Origin of the sequence: Acidaminococcus sp. CAG:542, assembly GCF_000437815.1 — a bacterium.
Taxonomy (GTDB): domain Bacteria; phylum Bacillota; class Negativicutes; order Acidaminococcales; family Acidaminococcaceae; genus Acidaminococcus.
Window position 1 is genome coordinate 1 of record NZ_FR902041.1, and the last position, 16,820, is coordinate 16,820.

The 16,820-nt window shown below is 56.8% G+C and carries 12 protein-coding genes; all 12 read right to left on the reverse strand.

Annotated features, from left to right (window positions below):
- Positions 1-66 precede the first annotated feature (66 nt).
- Positions 67-789: a CpsD/CapB family tyrosine-protein kinase gene (locus QVO43_RS02650; RefSeq protein WP_022487054.1), complete on the reverse strand. Its 723-nt coding sequence runs from the start codon at positions 787-789 to the stop codon at positions 67-69.
- Positions 777-2,225 carry a GumC family protein gene (locus QVO43_RS02655; protein WP_022487055.1) on the reverse strand — a complete coding sequence of 483 codons (1,449 nt, stop codon included), beginning with the start codon at positions 2,223-2,225 and terminating at the stop codon, positions 777-779. The genes QVO43_RS02650 and QVO43_RS02655 overlap by 13 nt, the downstream gene beginning before the upstream one ends.
- A gap of 14 nt (positions 2,226-2,239) precedes the next feature.
- On the reverse strand, positions 2,240-2,893 hold the full coding sequence (locus QVO43_RS02660) for a polysaccharide biosynthesis/export family protein (protein ID WP_022487056.1): 654 nt from the start codon (positions 2,891-2,893) through the stop codon (positions 2,240-2,242).
- A 433-nt stretch (positions 2,894-3,326) separates the two neighbouring features.
- Complete coding sequence (locus tag QVO43_RS02665; RefSeq protein ID WP_022487057.1) at positions 3,327-4,121, reverse strand: tyrosine-protein phosphatase; 795 nt, start codon at positions 4,119-4,121, stop codon at positions 3,327-3,329.
- Positions 4,122-4,163: 42 nt separating this feature from the next.
- Positions 4,164-5,606 carry a TrkH family potassium uptake protein gene (locus tag QVO43_RS02670; RefSeq protein WP_022487058.1) on the reverse strand — a complete coding sequence of 481 codons (1,443 nt, stop codon included), beginning with the start codon at positions 5,604-5,606 and terminating at the stop codon, positions 4,164-4,166.
- 15 nt (positions 5,607-5,621) lie between these two features.
- A complete protein-coding gene (gene trkA / locus QVO43_RS02675; protein WP_022487059.1) occupies positions 5,622-6,977 on the reverse strand; it encodes a Trk system potassium transporter TrkA in 1,356 nt (451 codons plus the stop codon).
- A gap of 397 nt (positions 6,978-7,374) precedes the next feature.
- Positions 7,375-7,935 (reverse strand): hypothetical protein, encoded by a 561-nt coding sequence (locus QVO43_RS02680; protein ID WP_022487060.1) that lies wholly within the window; start codon positions 7,933-7,935, stop codon positions 7,375-7,377.
- A gap of 54 nt (positions 7,936-7,989) precedes the next feature.
- Positions 7,990-9,072 carry an acyltransferase gene (locus QVO43_RS02685; protein ID WP_022487061.1) on the reverse strand — a complete coding sequence of 361 codons (1,083 nt, stop codon included), beginning with the start codon at positions 9,070-9,072 and terminating at the stop codon, positions 7,990-7,992.
- 324 nt (positions 9,073-9,396) lie between these two features.
- Entirely contained in the window at positions 9,397-11,145 is a 1,749-nt protein-coding gene (pyk, locus tag QVO43_RS02690; protein WP_022487062.1) for a pyruvate kinase, read from the reverse strand.
- Between the two features lie 114 nt (positions 11,146-11,259).
- Positions 11,260-12,282 carry an electron transfer flavoprotein subunit alpha/FixB family protein gene (locus tag QVO43_RS02695; protein ID WP_022487063.1) on the reverse strand — a complete coding sequence of 341 codons (1,023 nt, stop codon included), beginning with the start codon at positions 12,280-12,282 and terminating at the stop codon, positions 11,260-11,262.
- A 12-nt stretch (positions 12,283-12,294) separates the two neighbouring features.
- Positions 12,295-13,086: an electron transfer flavoprotein subunit beta/FixA family protein gene (locus QVO43_RS02700; protein WP_022487064.1), complete on the reverse strand. Its 792-nt coding sequence runs from the start codon at positions 13,084-13,086 to the stop codon at positions 12,295-12,297.
- A gap of 303 nt (positions 13,087-13,389) precedes the next feature.
- Entirely contained in the window at positions 13,390-16,806 is a 3,417-nt protein-coding gene (locus QVO43_RS02705; protein ID WP_022487065.1) for a DNA polymerase III subunit alpha, read from the reverse strand.
- Positions 16,807-16,820 lie beyond the last annotated feature (14 nt).

The following is a 16,820-nucleotide window of genomic DNA, read 5'->3' on the forward strand; positions in this document are numbered from 1 at the left end:
TAAAAAGTGTCCACACTTATGGGTACAGTATAGAAAGCGGGCCGCCCGGCGTGCGGCCCCTACGGGTTATTCTTCCCGCTTCCCCTTTTTCTTGTGATGCTTCACATGGTTCTCATCGTAATAATCGTAATAGTAATAGCCGTATCCGTAGCCTTTGTGCTGCTGGGGAACGCCGTTTAAGACGACCCCCAGGATGTTGGCTTTGCCGGCCTGGAGACGTTTTTTGGCTTCCTGGACTTCTTCGGGAGCCACCATGCCGGAACGGACCACCAGAACCACGCCGTCGGCCAGGTTCCCCAACAGAGCGGCATCGGTAACGGCCAGCACCGGGGGCAGGTCGATGAGCACATAGTCATAGGCTTTGCCCACCCGGTCCAGCAGCTGTTCCATTTTTTCCGATCCGATAAGCTCGGAGGGATTGGGCGGCACCGGGCCGCTGGTCAAAAGATCCAGGTTGGGGAACACTTCCGGATGGACCACCTGGGCAAAGGGGACTCCCTGGGCCAGGCAGTTGGTGACCCCTTGGTTGATGACCCCGAAGTTCTTGTGCTGGACCGGCTTCCGCAGGTCGCAGTCCACCAGGAGGACTTTTTTCCCGTCCTGGGCCAGGGTCAGGGCCATATTGGAAATGGTGGTGGATTTCCCTTCCCCAGGGACGCTGGAGGTGAAGCAGATGTATTTCAGGTCCTGACCGGCTCCTGCAAACTGGAGGTTGGTCCGGATGGCCCGGTAGGTTTCCGCAATGGGAGACTTGGGGTCATTTTCCACAATGAGTTTTATTTCTTCCATAATTTCCTCCGCAGGCCGGCCCAGAATCCTTCTTCTTCCGGCTGTTTATGGTCTCCCGCTTCCGGGATCACCCCCAGGACGGGCAGTTCCAGATACTGTTCCACGTCAGCAGCAGTACGGATTTTCCGGTTCAGCAGGGTCCGGGCGATGGTGTAGCCGGTGCCTCCAAAGAGACCCAGGAACAGGGCCAGCACCAGGGTCAGCAGCTTCCGGGGTTTGATGGGTTTGTCCGGCAGGGTGGCCTCGTCCACCACCTGGACTTCGGTAGGCACCATCACTTCCGCCACTTTGGCTTCTTCCAGCCGTTTGGCCAGCATCACGTAGATTTCCTGGGCCACGTCCGCATCCCGTTTCACCTGCAGGTAACCCTGCTGGGTCTGGGGCAGCTTGGCGATTTCGTCAGCGTTCTTCTTTTCCAGCTGGTCGATGGCGGAATTCTTCCCCTGGGCCACGGCAATCAGGGCTTCGTTGGTGAATTTGTCACTGAGGAGCTTCTGCTGGACGGTGCTGGAAGAGGGCGCCTTCTGGGCGATGATGGCCTGGATCTCCCGGCGGAGACTGTAGCGGGCGGCCCCGATCTGCCGGTTGATTTCCTTCATTTTAGGGTTCTCGCTGGTGTATTTTCCGGTGTAACCGGCCTTTTGGGTTTCCAGATCCACCAGCTTGTTCTTGGCCTGCTGGATGGAAGGGCTGTCGGCCAGGGAGGCCCCGGCTCCGGACAGCTGGTCGTTGATGGACCCCAGGGCGGCCTGGGCGGTTTCCATATCCAGTTTGTTCTGGGCCTTGACTTTGTCCAGGTCGGTGATCCGTTCCGCCAGGCTCTTCATCTGGTTGTCGGTGGAGAAGATCTTGTGCTTCACCTGGTAGTTTTTCAGTTTGGTTTCCGCATCATCCAGCTCTTTTTTGGAAGATTTCACCCGTTGTTCCAAAAATTCCCGGGTGGCGGCGGATTCCGCATGGGACAGCTCCGTCAGCCGGTCCAGGAACCCCTGGACCAGGAGCTGGTTGGCTTCCTGGGCCTGTTCCGGGGTCTTGCCGGTTACATCCACTTCCAGAATTTCCGTATCCTTGTAGGGCTTGGTGATGATGTGAGTTTTCACATAATCCTCGTACCGGGGATACTTGCCGTCTTTTTCTTCTTCGGTCTGTTCGATCACCGGGATCACCACATGGCGGCTTTTGAGGATTTCCGCATGGGTGTTCATCTGCTGTTTGGTGAGCTGGGCGTTGCCCAGGGGCAGCTGTTCCATAACGGAACTGGACAGGCCTTTTTCCTGTTTGATCCGCAGCAGGGCGGTGGATTGGTAGGTATTGGGGACAATGAGCAGATAGGCCACGGCCAGGCCCAGGAACCCGCCAGTGATCTTGGCGATGGTTTTCTGGTTGGTCCGGACGATCTGCCACAGTTCCCGCAAATCGATTTCCTGTTCGTTCAAGATGGTTTCTCCTTTTAATCGTTGTTGTCCTTGATTTCCGAAATCATGTAAGCACCGCTGAGGAACGGAGCAATATCCCGGGCAAAGTCGATCCGGCCGTTCTTGGTGAGATACAGGATGTCCCCTTCCTTCAGGACCAGGTTGTCCTTCAGGTTGCCGGTTTTCAGCATATTGTTCAGGTTGATCTTGATGGCCTTGTTGGTGTCATCCTGGTGGATCAGGAACACCTTCTTCTTGGCCGCATCCCAGGTAAAGCCCCCGGAAGCCCCCAGAGCGTCCATAATGGTGTGGCCCTTGGTAAGTTCATAGGTGCCGGGCTTCTTCACTTCTCCAAATACATGGACCCGGATGCCCCCCAGTTTCACAATGTTCACGGTGACGTCCGGTTCCACATAGTACCGGGAGAGTCCATTCCGGAGATACCGGGTGAACTGGTCCACGGTCATGCCGCTGGCGTTGATTTCCCCCACCAGAGGAAAGGATACGGTGCCGTCGGGCCGGACGGTGTAGGGTGTTTCCTGGGAATTCTGGAGATTGGAGCTGATGTCCTGCTCCTGGATGACGACGATATTCAGCTGATCCCCCGGGCGCAGGGTGTATTCTTCCGCCCCGGCAGGAAGGGCCAGGGAAGCCAGAGCAAAGGCCATGGCCAGGATTTTCTTCTTCATGGAGCCTCCTTGGAGTCGTTGGTTTCTTGCAGAAAAGTATTTCTGTAAATACCAATATTTGTACAGGAAAATCATTCTGTTTTGTCACAAAGCAAGAGGGGCACAAGTAAACGCCTGTACCCCCCCGAAAAGTTGTTCGCAAGTTCTTTATTCAGTTGACGGAAGACCGCATTTGTTCTTCCTTTACAGGCAACTGTCCAATATACCATATACTTCCGTATAATTAGATATATAGTAGTATAGCAAAAGAATGGACCGTCTGCAACTCAAATTCAACAAATTTGAAAACCAGGTGAATTTTAATCGAAAATTGATGATTTTTAAGTGTATTTTGTTGCTTTTTTTTACCAGGGAACCCTTCCAGGGAGGGGAAGTTTTCCATCTGCTTTTATTGTACAAAAAACAGTGGGTAAAAATCCTCCCTGAATAGGGTTCAGCCAAAAATTTTTGCCCAGAACCCCCGTTTTTTCCGTACGGGCTCATGGGGCGGGTCGGGGTAGAACACCTTCCCCTGGGTCAGGAGCCGGCTGTGGCCGTCGCAGGAGGCCAGGAAATCCGCTCCCCCGGCCAGGGCAAGGACGGCTTCCCGGGCCTTCCGGGTGTCAGGATTCCGCCAGTCGGTCCGATGGGCATCGCTGCCCAGGAAGTGGATCATCCCCCGGTCCAAGAGCCAATGGACGCTGCGGAGGGCGGATTCTCCGAAATCCCCGGTGAAGCTGCCCCAGTTGCTCTGGAGCAGAATCCCCTTCTCCACCCACTGGCGGACCGCATCGGGATGGGACATGATGTGCCGGTATCGTTCCGGATGGGCCAGGATGGGCAGATAGCCCCGGAGCTGGAGCTGGTACAGCAGGTTCCAGGTTTCCAGGGGAGCGGCGGTGGGCAGCAGTTCCACCAGAAGGTAGGCGGTGCCGGCCAGGCAGTAGGCTTTGCTTTCCCCGGGCCCGGGAAGGTAGTTGAGGGTGTCTGCATCCAGGCTTACCTCGGCCCCCGGGTGGAGGCGGATGGGGATCCGGGCCTCGTCCGCAGCCTGCTGGAGCTGGGACAGCCGTTCCGTGATGGTATCCCAGTCCGGGCAGATGCCCTGGCGGTGGAAATGGGGGGTGGCAAAAAGGTCCCCGGTCTCTGCCTCCGCCGCCTGGCGCAGCATGGCCAGGGACATGGAACGATCCCGGGCCCCGTCGTCCCCGGGGATGTTGTACAGGATGTGAGAGTGAAGATCGAACATGGTTGATACCTCGTTACAGGTCTGCTGCCCTGCAGCAGACCCTTAATTTTTCGTCCAGGTTCTGGGATAGAACAGGATCAGCATGGGCAGCAGTTCCAGTCTGCCGGCCAGCATGTCAAAGATCAGGATCAGTTTGGACAAGTGGCTGTATGCATAGAAGTTCCGGGTGGGGCCTACTCCGGCCAGGCCGGGACCGATGTTGTTCAAGGTGGCGGCCACGGCGGTGAAGTTGGTCTCAAAATTGAACCCGTCCAGGCTGACGGCCAGTACGGACAGAAAGAAGATCAGGAAATAGGTGGTAAGGAAGATGTAGATGGAATTGAGCATTTTGCTGTCCACGGTCTTCCCGTCCATACGCATCCGCTGGACCCCATGGGGATGGAGCACCTGGCCCAGTTCCAGGAAGATGGATTTGCAGGTGAGCACCACCCGGCTTACCTTCACCCCGCCGCCGGTGCTGCCGGCGCAGGCCCCCACAATCATCAAAAGGACCAGGATGCATTTGGAGAAGCTGGGCCACAGGTCGAAATCCACACTGCTGTAGCCGGTGGTGGTCATAATGCTCCCCACCTGGAAGAAGGACGCCCGGAGGGCTTCCTCCAGGGTCTCGAACCGGTCCCGGATCTGCCAGGCAATGGCCAGGCCGGAGGCCAGGATGATGCCAAGGTAAGCCCGGACTTCTTCCATGGCAAAGGCTTCCTTGAAGCGGGTGATCAGGAACAGATAATAGAAGCCGAAGTTCACCCCGAAGGCGATCATGAACAGGGTGATGATCCACTGCTGGATGGGGGTGTAGCTGGCGCAGCTGTCATTGATGATGCCGAAGCCCCCGGTGCCGGCGGTGCCGAAGGTGATGCACAGGTTATGGAACCAGTTCATGCCGGTAAGGGCCAGCAGGGCGATCATAATGAGGGTCATACCCAGGTAGATCTTGTAGAGCACAATGGCGGTGTTCCGCACCCGGGGCACGAATTTGGACACGTCCGGGCCCGGGCTTTCCGCCTTCATCAGGTTCATCTGGGTGCCGCCCCTATTTGTGGGGATCAGCATCAGGATGAACACCAGCACCCCCATGCCCCCGATCCAGTGGGAAAAGCTCCGCCAGAACAGGGAAGTATGGGACAGGGCCTCCACATCGCTGAGGATGGATGACCCGGTGGTGGTGAACCCGGAAACGATTTCAAACACCGCATCCACATAGCAGGGGATCTCTCCGGTGAGCACAAAGGGAATGGCTCCGTAGAGGCTCAGGAGGACCCAGGACAGGCCCACGGCCACGAACCCTTCCCGCTGGTAGATGGCCTTGTTTTTCACCTTCCGCCGGCCGGTAAGGTACCCCAGGGCAATGGCCAGGATGGCCAGGGCGAAATAGATCATTCCCTGGTCTTCCCGATAAATGAGGGAAATGATGCAGGGCAGCAGCATCAGGGCCCCCTCGGTACAGAGGATCCAGCTGAGCACCTGCCCGATCACAGGATAATTCATACAGCTCCGTCTCCTTTATTCCAGGATGTTTTCCATATCGTGGAAGCCCAGATGGGTGGTGACCACGATCACCGTATCCCCCACCTGGAAGGCGTCCTGGCCACCGGGAATGATCAGCTTCCCTTCCCGGACGATGCCGGCGATCAGCACGTTCTTCTTGATCTTCATTTCCGCCAGTTTGGGCCCAATCAAAGGAGATTTTTTGTCCAGGAGGAATTCCAGGGCCTCCACCCGTCCGTTCATGAGCCGGTACAGGGTTTCCACATTGGATTCCATGCTGTTGCCGGCAGCCCGGACATACTGGACGATCTGCTGGGCAGTAAGCTGTTTGGGGTTGACGATGCTGTCCAGCTGGAGCCCTTCGATCACGTCCCCGAAGTCCACATGGTTCACCTTGGTAACCACTTTCTTGGTCACATGCTTCATGGCATACAGGGACAGGATGGCGTTCACTTCGTCCATGCCGGTGCAGGCCACGAAGCCGTCCATGCTTTCCAGATGCTCTTCCTTCAGCAGTTCTTCTTCGGTGCCGTCCCCGCAGTCGATGGTGGCCCCGGGCAGGGCTTCCACCAGTTCTTCGCACCGGGCCATATCCCGTTCGATGATGGTCACATCGGTGTGGCTCTTCAGGAGCATTTTGGCCAGGTAATAGCTGAGCTGGCCGCCCCCTACGATCATGACGTTTTTGCATTTGTTGGTGCGGACGCCGATTTTCTTGAAGAAGGCCTGGGCATCCCGGGGCATGGCGATGATGGTCAGGATGTCCCCTTCCTGGATCACCGTGTTCCCGTCCGGGACCAGGATGTTGCTGTTCCGTTCGATGATGCACACCAGAACGTTCTCCGTCAGGTCGGCAATGTCCTTCAGAGACCGGCCGATGAGCACGGAAGACTGGGGTACCCGGAACCGGAGCATGTCGATCCGATCCTTGGCGAAGCTGACGATCTCAATGGCGGAGGGAAAGTTCAGCAGCCGGGAGATTTCCTTGGCGGCTTCCATTTCCGGATTGATGGTCATGGACAGGTTCAGGCCCTTCTGGAGGTAGTGGCGTTCGTCGGAATAATGGGGGCTGCGGACCCGGGCGATGGTGTGGCACTGGTGGTTGTTCAGTTTGGCAATGACGCAGGTAAGCAGGTTCACCTCGTCGCTTTCGGTGACGGCAATGAGCATGTCCGTATGTTCCAGGTCGGCTTTGGCCAGGATGTTGAAACTGGAACCGTTGCCTACGATCCCCATTACATCGTAATTGGTGGAAATGTTCCGGATGATGGTGGGGTTGATATCGATGACGGTCACGTTGTTGTCTTCCTGGGTGAGCTGGGAAATGATGCTCCGCCCCACTTTGCCGCACCCTACAACTATGATTTGCATGATTGAACTCCTTTTGTAAGGGGCTGGCGCCCCTGGTCTCGGGTCCTCGAGTCTCGGGCCCCTGGACAGAACTTGTCCTTCGTCCAAGTTCTTATGAGCGTATAAAAACCGTAGGGGCCTCACGCTGGGAGGCCCGCTAAATCCAGAAACGCTGCTGCGTTTGGCTGGGAACAGATTTCCCTCCGGGAGGCCGGGACGGGCTTGCCTTTGGCGAGCCCCTACGGACGTTGGGGTCGGACCATCGACAAACTGTCCCAACAACCGCTCGCAACGGCGTAGGGGCGTGCCGCAGGCCCGCCCTTCCCCGGCCGCCCGGAGGGCCCTTTGTTAATATCCTCTACTATACACCAGCCGCCGAAAAAAATCCACAGTTTTGTTACATTCCATACAATATCTTCTATAACTTTTTTCTTTTTTTCCGGCTGTTCCGGGCTATGGTCCGGGGCTGTACCGGGGGCCGGACGGGCTGGAGCCGTTGTTCCACCCCTTTGGCCAGCATCAGGCCCAGGACCCCGGTGGCCAATTGCAGGGGCAGGAACAGGGCCAGGGTTTTGGCAACGGCCCCCCAGGGCAGCTGGAGCAGATGGAGAGCCCCCACCATGCCGATGCCCAGGACCAGGGTCTTCCCCAGCGGGGCCCCCAGGTACAGGGCCGGCCCCCGGACGGCACCCCGGGTCAGTTCCACGTACATGCCGTTGCCCAGGGCGATCACCGGCACCACCGGGCCCAGGATGTGCCCCTGGAAAAAGGCGATTATGGCCAGCGCCCAGCAGATGGTCCAGGCCAGCACCCGGGTGGTGAACCGGCCCGCCAGCACCAGCGTGGCGTTCACCAGGGTTCCGATAAGCAGGGTCATCACCGGCACCGGCAAAGGCAGCACCAGCCGCAGCTGCTGACTGAGCACCCCAACGGCCAGCAGCAGACCGCCCCGGACCAGAAGAGGAAGAGAATGGGACAAAGTAATCGGCTCCTTTCATTTTTGTGCTGGAGGAAAAAGGCCCCAGCAGCCATTTCAGGCTTTTGCCGCCCGGAATCGGTGCCAGAGCTCCGCACATCCCCAGGACAGCAGCAGCACTGCCAGATAGAACGCTTCCATGGGAACCCGCTGCATCCCAACGGTCCGGTTTAATCCATATTCCAGCTGATCGATGAACACCGGGTGGATCAGGTAGATGATGAAGGAACGGTCGCTCATGCCCTTCAGGGCTTTTTTCAGAGGATAGCGGCCGCTTTGGATCACCATGCTGAAAAAGAGTACGGAAGCAATGGTGTAGACCAGCCCCGGCAGACTCAACTGCTGAAGGTAGTTCACGGTGCTTTCATAGGGCATCTGCCATTTGAAGGTCCACCGGTAAAAAAGCCAGGTGTTGAGCCCGGCGCTGGCGGCAAAGAACGCCGTCAGCAGGGCCTTTTGTCGGGTGATCAGCTGCTGGAAGCTGTCATAATGCCGGGCAATCACCCCGCCCAGCATGAAGATGAACAGATAGAAAAACGGGAAATAGTTCAGCCGGTAATTGCACAGATTCAGCAGAGCCGGGCTGGAAGCAATCCATTCCGGATAGGTCCAGAACCGGAAATTTCCCTCAAACAGCAGCACCTGGGCGGCAAAGAGCAGAGGCAGTGCCAGCTTCAAGCCGATTTTTTCCATTCCTCTCATCAGGGCCCGCCACAGAGGGAACAGCAGGTAGAACCAAATCAGGATCACCAGGAAATAGATGTGGTACTGGGCAGTGCCGAAGAACAGGGAAAACAGGATGTTGGAAGGATCCAGCACGCTCATGTCCCGGTTCAAAAAGGCGTAGTAGCACAGGTACAGCAGGGACGCCAGCAGATAGGGACGGCCGATGCTTTTCATCCGTTTCTTCACAAAGCTCCCATACCGGAGGGGCTGCTCCAGAGGCTTGCTGTAGAACAGCCCGTAGCCGGAGATGAAAAAGAAGGCCGGTACGCTGTAGCGGCTCAGGATGTTGGTGATGAGCACCAGAAACGGGGAAGCCACGGCGTCGCTGACCGCCATGCTCCCCACATGGATGGCAATGACCCCCAGCATGCAGATGCCCCGGAGGTTGTCGAATACAAGATTGCGCTGTTTCACAGAAAGCTCCTTTGCAGGTTTACAGGAATATGGTTCCGCAGGAGCAGCCCCTGCGGGTTCAGAATGAATCTATCTTATTTATTATAATGACCAGTGAACTGATTCTCAACCCCCTCTTTGAGATCCTCCAGAAACGGACGGACCAGGCGGGACCCTGGGTCCGCCCCTACAGGTTCTCACCGGCCAGCCGAGGGCAAAGAGCCGGAACCGTTTGAAATCAAAACAAAAAATCCTGCCCCAATCGGCAGGATTTTTTGTCTCCAACGGCCGTTGACCGTTGACAGCTGACTGCTGACGGTACTGTTGCCCATGCAACAGTACCAGTTATTTCACATTGATCTTCCCTGCATACACGCTCCCCGTGGTTACGTCCAGGGTTACCAGGTCGCCGGTTTCCAGGGCTTCCATGGCTCCTTTGGCTCCTACGATCACCGGGATGCCGTAGTTGATGCCGATGATGGCAGCCGGGGAGGTGAAGCCGCCTTCTTCGGCGATGATGCCTCCGGCCTGGGCGGCACAGGTGCCCATTTCATTTTCCAGGGCGGCTACGGCCAGGATCATGCCCGGTTTGAACTGGTCCAGGTCTGCTTTCTTTTCCACCCGCAGGACAATGCCACTGGCGGCTTTCTTGCCGATGCCCTGGCCAGATACGATCTTCTGGCCTACATTGACCACCTGGATCAGGTTGGTGCTGCCCACTTTGCCCACGTTCATGCCGGCGGTGACCACCAGGGAATCCCCTTTCTTGATCAACCCTGCATCCAAGGCGTTCTTCAGGGACGCTTCGATCAGGGCATCGGTACTGGCTTTGTTTTCCCCTTTCAGGGGGGTCACGCCCCAGTACAGGTTCATCCGCCGCAGGCTTTCCTCTTTGGGAGAAACCCCCAGCACATGGGCTTTGGGACGGTATTTGGCCACCATACGGGCGGTGTAGCCGCTTTCGGTAATGGACATGATGGCGTTGGCTTCCAGTTCCTGGGCAATCTGGACGGTAGCGTGGCTGATGGCGTCGGTCATCTGGACCTGGGCCCCGATGCCCTTGTGCTGGAACACCCCTACATAGTCGATGGCTTCTTCCGTCCGTTTGGCAATCCGGGCCATGGTCTGGACGGCTTCCAGAGGATAAGCCCCGGAGGCGGTTTCCCCGCTGAGCATAATGGCGTCGGTGCCGTCAAAAATGGAGTTGGCAATATCGTTGGCTTCTGCCCGGGTGGCCCGGTAGTTGGTAATCATGCTTTCCAGCATCTGGGTGGCAGTGACCACCGGCTTGCCCAGGGCGTTGCATTTGGCAATGATCTGCTTCTGGACAATAGGCACGTCTTCCATGGGGATTTCCACCCCCAGGTCCCCACGGGCCACCATGACTCCATCCACCACCTGGAGGATTTCGTCGATGTTGTCCACCCCTTCCTGGTTTTCGATCTTGGCGATGATCCCCATGGGAGACCCCAGTCTTTCCAGGAGACGGCGGATTTCCATGGCGTCGTGGGCATTCCGGACAAAGGAGGCGGCCACATAGGTCATGCCGTGCTGGGCCGCAAAGGTAATGTCGGAAACATCCGCATCGGACAGGAAGGGCAGTTTCAGGAAGGCTCCGGGGACGGCCACCCGTTTCCGGGATGAGATTTCCCCGCCGTTCACCACGAGGGTGTGGATTTCCCGGTCGGTGGTGGACTGGACTTCCAGGGACAGTTTCCCGTCGTTCAGGAGGATGGTATCCCCCCGCTTCACTTCTTCCGGCAGGCCCTTATAGTTCACATGGGCCTTTTCCGCAGTCCCTTCCACATCGTCGATGGTCAGGGTGAATTCGTGGCCGGGCACCAGGGTGGTCTTGTCCCCCTTGAACAGCCCCAGGCGCATTTCCGGCCCTTTGGTATCCGCCACATACCCTACCAGCCGGCCTGCTTCCTTTTCCGCTTCTTTCAGCAGGTTCAGCCGGGCTTCACATTCGCTGTGAGAGCCATGGGAGAAGTTGAACCGGGCCAGGTCCATGCCGGATTTGATCATATCCACCAGCAGGTCTTTTTTGTCGGTGGCCGGTCCCAGGGTGCAGATGATTTTCGTTTTCTTCATGAAATGTTCCCCCTCTGAAATATCCATGATGGTTCCGGGAAAAGCATCATGTACTTTTTCCAAAAAAAGTCCGGACTTGTAATAAGCCCGGACTTTTCAGTTCCGTTTGTGAAATTAGGATTCTTTGAAGGCTTTGATCTTTGCAGTCAGCAGAGGCAGAATCTTCAGAGCATCGCCAACGATACCATATTTGGAGATCTCGAACATAGGAGCGTCCGGATCCTTGTTGATGCAGACAATGGTATCGGATTTGCTCATGCCGGCTTTGTGCTGTACAGAACCGGAAATACCGCAGGCGAAGTAAATCTTCGGGGTAACGGTTTTACCGGACTGACCCACTTGCCGAGGATGTTCGATGAACCCTTCATCCACTGCAGCACGGCTGCCGCCTACGGCGCCGCCCAGTACATGGGCCAGGTCATACAGCAGGGAGAAGTTTTCTTTGGCTTTCATGCCGCGGCCGCCGGAGCATACGAACGGTGCATCGTCGATGGCCATTTCCCCTTCGCTGACCACTTCTTCTCTGCGGATGCAGGTTACCCGGTCATCCACATGGTTCTTCAGGGTGTAGTTGATTACTTCGCCGGTACGGGAAGCATCGGGTTCCATAGCCTTGAAGGTCTTGGGACGAACGGTACCCATCTGAGGACGATGTTCTTTGCACAGGATGGTAGCCATGATGTTACCACCGGCAGCAGGACGGGTCCATTCGATCAGGCCGTCTTCTTCAGCGTCCAGGATGGTGCAGTCTGCGCACAGACCAGTGTTCACCCGGGCAGCGATACGGGGCCCCAGGTCACGGCCGTCGTTGGTGGCACCGATGAATACAGCGGAGGGCTGGTAAGCATCGATCATTTCGCAGAAAGCATTGGTGTATTCGTCAGTGGAATAATATTTGAAAGCAGGATCCTGGCACACATAGACCAGATCAGCGCCCCGGGCAATCAGTTTGGACGGAACGTCTTTGGCATCGTCAGTGATCAGGACAGCAGCCAGTTTCTGGTTGCATTTGTCAGCCAGTTTCCGGCATTCACCCAGCAGTTCATATACAACATGGACAGGTTCGCCTTTGTAATGTTCAACATAGACCCATAAATCTTTTTCGTTACCGGTCTTTAAACCTTTCGTGTTAGCCATTTATACCCAACCTCACTTCGTAATAATCTTGTCTTCGATCAGTTTGTTAACCAACTTATCGACTGCAACAGCAGGATCTTCATCGTCGAAGATTTCGCCGTGTACCTGGGTCACTTTCGGAGTGAAGCTCTTCATAACCTGAGTCGGAGAGCCGGCCTTGCCGATGATGTCCAGAGGGATTTCCAGGGCAGCGGCGGTGTAAACAGGGATTTCAGCCTTTCTGGCTTTCATTTTGCCTCTGATGCTGGCAAAACGAAGATCCTTGCTGCGCATTACGGTTACTACGCAGGGCATCTTCATGGTGAAGGTCATGGACATCTGTTCGTTGTCTCTGTCAACCACGACGGTGTCATCTTTGACCTGAACCTTCAGAGCAGCGGTAACCTGGGGCAGATCCAGATGTTCAGCGATTTCAGGACCAACCTGGGCAGTATCCCCATCGATTGCCTGACGGCCGCAGAGGATCAGATCAGGAATGCCGAAATGTTTGATGGTGTTGGCCATGGCTGCGGAAGTAGCCAGGGTATCAGCACCGCCGAAAGCTCTGTCGCTGACCAGTTTGGCTTCATCAGCGCCAACAGCCAGGCAGTCTCTCAGGACGGATTCAGCATGGGGCGGTCCCATGGTGATGACAGTTACATGAGCACCCAGTTCGTCTTTCAGCTGCAGAGCCGTTTCCAGAGCATACTGGTCATAGGGGTTCATAATATTGGTTACACCATCTCTGACGAGGTTGTTGGTAACCGGATCGATCTTCATTTCAGCGGTATCCGGTACCTGTTTAACACATACAACGATGTTCATTACAAAGCGACCTCCTAAAAATCATATAGTTCAAAACCACACAGCCCCATTGTAACACGTGTGTTCCCGGTATGCAAGGGATTGCAGGAACTTGTCAGACTAGCCTTTCAAATTTTGTAAACTCCTGTATACAATCTGTATAGTATGATTTTCTCCATTTTCCTCTTTAATTCTAAATTGACGAATAATTCCACGCAAGTTCTGTAACGGAAATTTCTACAGAATTGTGGGACAAATAATTGGGGATTTTCTGTGAATATAAGGGATTGCTTATGAAAAAGAGGGTGTTGCCCAGGCAACACCCTACAATTCCATACTCCCCTTCCCCAGCACCCGTTCTATGGCCTCGGAGAACCCAGGGGCATCCAGTTCCACCCAGAACCTGGGATTGGTACGGATGACCTTTTTAGTGTCTGCCACGTGGAGGTACACCGGGTTCTTTCCGTGGAAGGCGGCGAAGATCCCTCCCAGCTGCTGCTGAACAGCCTGGGTGTTCTTCCCTGGGCCGATATGGAGATGGACTTCTTTGGCCGCCTCCTGGAGGGGCTCCACTTTGTTGGCAAAGATCCGGGCCTGTTCCTCGTCCAGCTTCAAGACCCCCTGGATCATGACAATCCGGTCCTTGTCGATGTTGGCCCGGCTGGCGGCGTAAGCCCGGGGGAAGGCAATCACGTCCAGGCTGCCGGTCAGATCTTCCAGCACAAAGGAGGCCATCCGGTCCCCGTTCCTGGTGGACCGGAGCCGGAGATCGGTGATGATGCCCCCTACGGCGATCCGTTCCCCGTCCTTGTAATTTTCCTCGCTGCACCGGATGAGCGGCGTCAGCCGCCGGAGGGCATTCCGGTAGGCATCCAGAGGGTGCCCGGTCACATAGAACCCGATCAGTTCCCGTTCCAACCGGAGGATCTCCTCTTTGGGGATTTCCGGCAGGTTGGGGATGGGGATGGTGTTGGCACTGGCAATGTCTTCCTCCCCGAAAAGCCCCAGCTGGCCGGTGATCCGGTCCCGCTGTTCACTGGCCGCCGCTTCCAGGGCCGGGTCCATAATGGCCAGCAGCTGACTCCGGCGCAGGCCGAATCCGTTCATGGAACCGCTTTTGATCAAGGCTTCCACCACCCGCTTGTTCACCTTGGACAGGTCAACCCGGCGGGTAAAATCGAAGAAGTCCTTGAAGGGTCCCCGTTTCGCCCGTTCCTCCAGGATCACGGACACGGCCGCATCCCCTACGCTTTTGATGGCCCCCAGGCCGAACCGGATGGTATGGCCGTCCACGGAGAACCCGGCTTCACTGGTGTTGATGTCCGGAGGCAGCACCTGGATGCCCATATCCCGGCACACTCCGATGTACCAGCTGACCTTGTCCGCCACGGTGATGATGCTGTTCAGGAAGGCGGCCATGTATTCCACCGGGTAGTTGGCCTTCAGCCAGGCGGTCTCATAGGCCACCAGGGCATAGGCGGCGGAATGGGATTTGTTGAACCCGTAGCCGGCGAAGTGCTGCAGAAGGGCGAAGATCTTATCGCCCAGTTCCCGGCTGATGCCGTGGAGCTTCTGGGCTCCCTCCAGGAATTTTTCCTTCATGGAATCCAGGAGCTTGGCCTTCTTTTTCCCCATGGCCCGGCGGAGAATGTCTGCTTCCCCCAGGGTGAAGCCCCCCAGGGTGGATACGATCTGCATCACCTGTTCCTGGTACAGGATGACCCCGTAGGTATCCGCCACAATGGGCTCCATAAGCGGATGGAGCACCTGGGCGGTGCGTCTGCCGTGCCGGCCGGCAATGAAGTCTTCAGCCATGCCGCTGCCCAAGGGACCGGGCCGGTACAGGGCCACCAGGGGGATCAGGTCTTCGAAGCCTTCCGGGGCCAGCTGTTTCATGAGCCGGGTCATGCCGTCGCTTTCCATCTGGAACACCGCCGCTGTATCCCCGATACAGAGCATTTTGCAGGTTTTGGGATCGTGGAGGTCGATGTGCCGTATATCCACCTCCACCCCCTGGTTCCGTTTGATCATCTTCAGGGCGTCGTCGATGACGGTCAGGGTCCGGAGACCCAGAAGATCCATCTTCAGCAGCCCCAGGCTTTCAGACCGGTCCTTGTCGTACTGGGTGCAGATGTATTCATGCTCATCGTCGCTGCTGGAAGTGATCTGGAGGGGCACATAGTCCGTCAGTTCCCCCGGGGTGATCACCACTCCTGCCGCATGGGTGGAGGTGTGCCGGGGCATCCCTTCCACTTTCTGGGCAAAATCCAGCAGCTGGGCGATGTTGGGATCCTGGTCCCGGAGTTCCCGGAGCTCCCGGCTCCCTTCCAAGGCCCCTTTCAGGGTGGTGCCCGGGGTGTTGGGGATCAGTTTGTTCACTTGGTTCACCACGTTGAGAGGAATGTCCATGGCCCGGCCCACGTCCTTGATGGCGGCTTTGGCGGCCAGGGTCCCGAAGGTGATGATCTGGGCCACGTGGCTTTCCCCGTATTTCCGGGCCAGGTAGTCCACCACCAGGTGGCGCTTCACGTAGCAGATATCCGTATCGATATCGGGCATGCTCACCCGTTCCGGGTTCAGGAACCTTTCAAAGATCAGGTTGTACTTCAGCGGGTCGATGCTGGTGATGCCGGTAAGGTAGGCCACGATACTGCCGGCGGCGCTGCCTCTGCCGGGGCCCACCGGGATGTCGTGGCGGCGGCTGTAGTTGATGAAGTCCCACACAATGAGGAAGTAACCGGAATAGCCCATCTGTTTGATGATTCCCAGTTCGTATTCCATCCGTTTCCGGGCGGTGCCGTCGTCATCCGGGTACCGGGAGGGAAAGCCCTCTTCGCACAGTTTCCGCAGGTAGCCGTCCATGGTCTCCCCGGGAGGCAGAGGGAATTCCGGCAGGAGCAGATGGCCGAATTCCAGCTTCACATTGCACCGCCGGGCGATTTCCAGGGTGTTGTCCAGGGCTTCCTGGTCTTCCGGGAACAGGGCTTCCATCTCTTCCCGGCTCTTCAGGTAGTAGGAATCGTTGTTGAACCGCATCCGCTGAGGATCCAGGTACCGGGCGTTGGTCTGGATACACAGGAGGATGTCCTGGCCGGCGGCGTCTTCCTTGTGGATATAGTGAAGGTCGTTGGTGGCCACCAGCCGGATGTTGTGCTTTTTGGCCAGACGGTGGAGTTCCTGGCGGACGGTGGCTTCTTCCGGAAGCCCGTGGTTCTGGATCTCCAGGAAATAGTTGTCCCGGCCGAAAATGTCCAGGTATTCCAGCATGGTCTTTTCGGCGGTTTCCAGTTCTCCCCGGAGGATGTGACGGGGCACTTCCCCGGCGATGCAGGCGGACAGGCAGATGAGCCCCTCGCTGTACTGGCGGAGCACGTCCTTGTCGATCCGGGGCTTGTAGTAGAACCCTTCCACTTCCCCAATAGACACCAGCTTCATCAGGTTCTGGTAGCCGGTCTGGTTTTCCGCCAGAAGGATCAGATGGTACAGTTTGCTCCGGGTTTCCAGGCTTTTGTCCAGATGGGACCCGGAAGTGATGTACACTTCGCAGCCGATGATGGGTTTGATCCCGGCTTTCTCACATTCCTGGTAGAATTCAATGACCCCGTACATGACCCCGTGGTCCGTAATGGCCAGGGCCGGCATCCCCAGCTCCTTGGCATACTGGACCAGTTCCGGGATCCGGCAGGACCCATCCAGGAGGCTGTATTGGGTATGGGTATGCAAATGGACGAATTGGTTCATGGGTGCTCCTTTAA

Bases quoted from the DNA above. Each gene is read 5' to 3' on its own strand.
- QVO43_RS02665 (WP_022487057.1), bottom strand. From the start codon at position 4,121: ATGTTCGATCTTCACTCTCACATCCTGTACAACATCCCCGGGGACGAC.
- QVO43_RS02705 (WP_022487065.1), bottom strand. From the start codon at position 16,806: ATGAACCAATTCGTCCATTTGCATACCCATACCCAATACAGCCTCCTG.
- QVO43_RS02670 (WP_022487058.1), bottom strand. From the start codon at position 5,606: ATGAATTATCCTGTGATCGGGCAGGTGCTCAGCTGGATCCTCTGTACC.
- QVO43_RS02660 (WP_022487056.1), bottom strand. From the start codon at position 2,893: ATGAAGAAGAAAATCCTGGCCATGGCCTTTGCTCTGGCTTCCCTGGCC.
- QVO43_RS02650 (WP_022487054.1), bottom strand. From the start codon at position 789: ATGGAAGAAATAAAACTCATTGTGGAAAATGACCCCAAGTCTCCCATT.
- QVO43_RS02695 (WP_022487063.1), bottom strand. From the start codon at position 12,282: ATGGCTAACACGAAAGGTTTAAAGACCGGTAACGAAAAAGATTTATGG.
- trkA (WP_022487059.1), bottom strand. From the start codon at position 6,977: ATGCAAATCATAGTTGTAGGGTGCGGCAAAGTGGGGCGGAGCATCATT.
- pyk (WP_022487062.1), bottom strand. From the start codon at position 11,145: ATGAAGAAAACGAAAATCATCTGCACCCTGGGACCGGCCACCGACAAA.
- QVO43_RS02700 (WP_022487064.1), bottom strand. From the start codon at position 13,086: ATGAACATCGTTGTATGTGTTAAACAGGTACCGGATACCGCTGAAATG.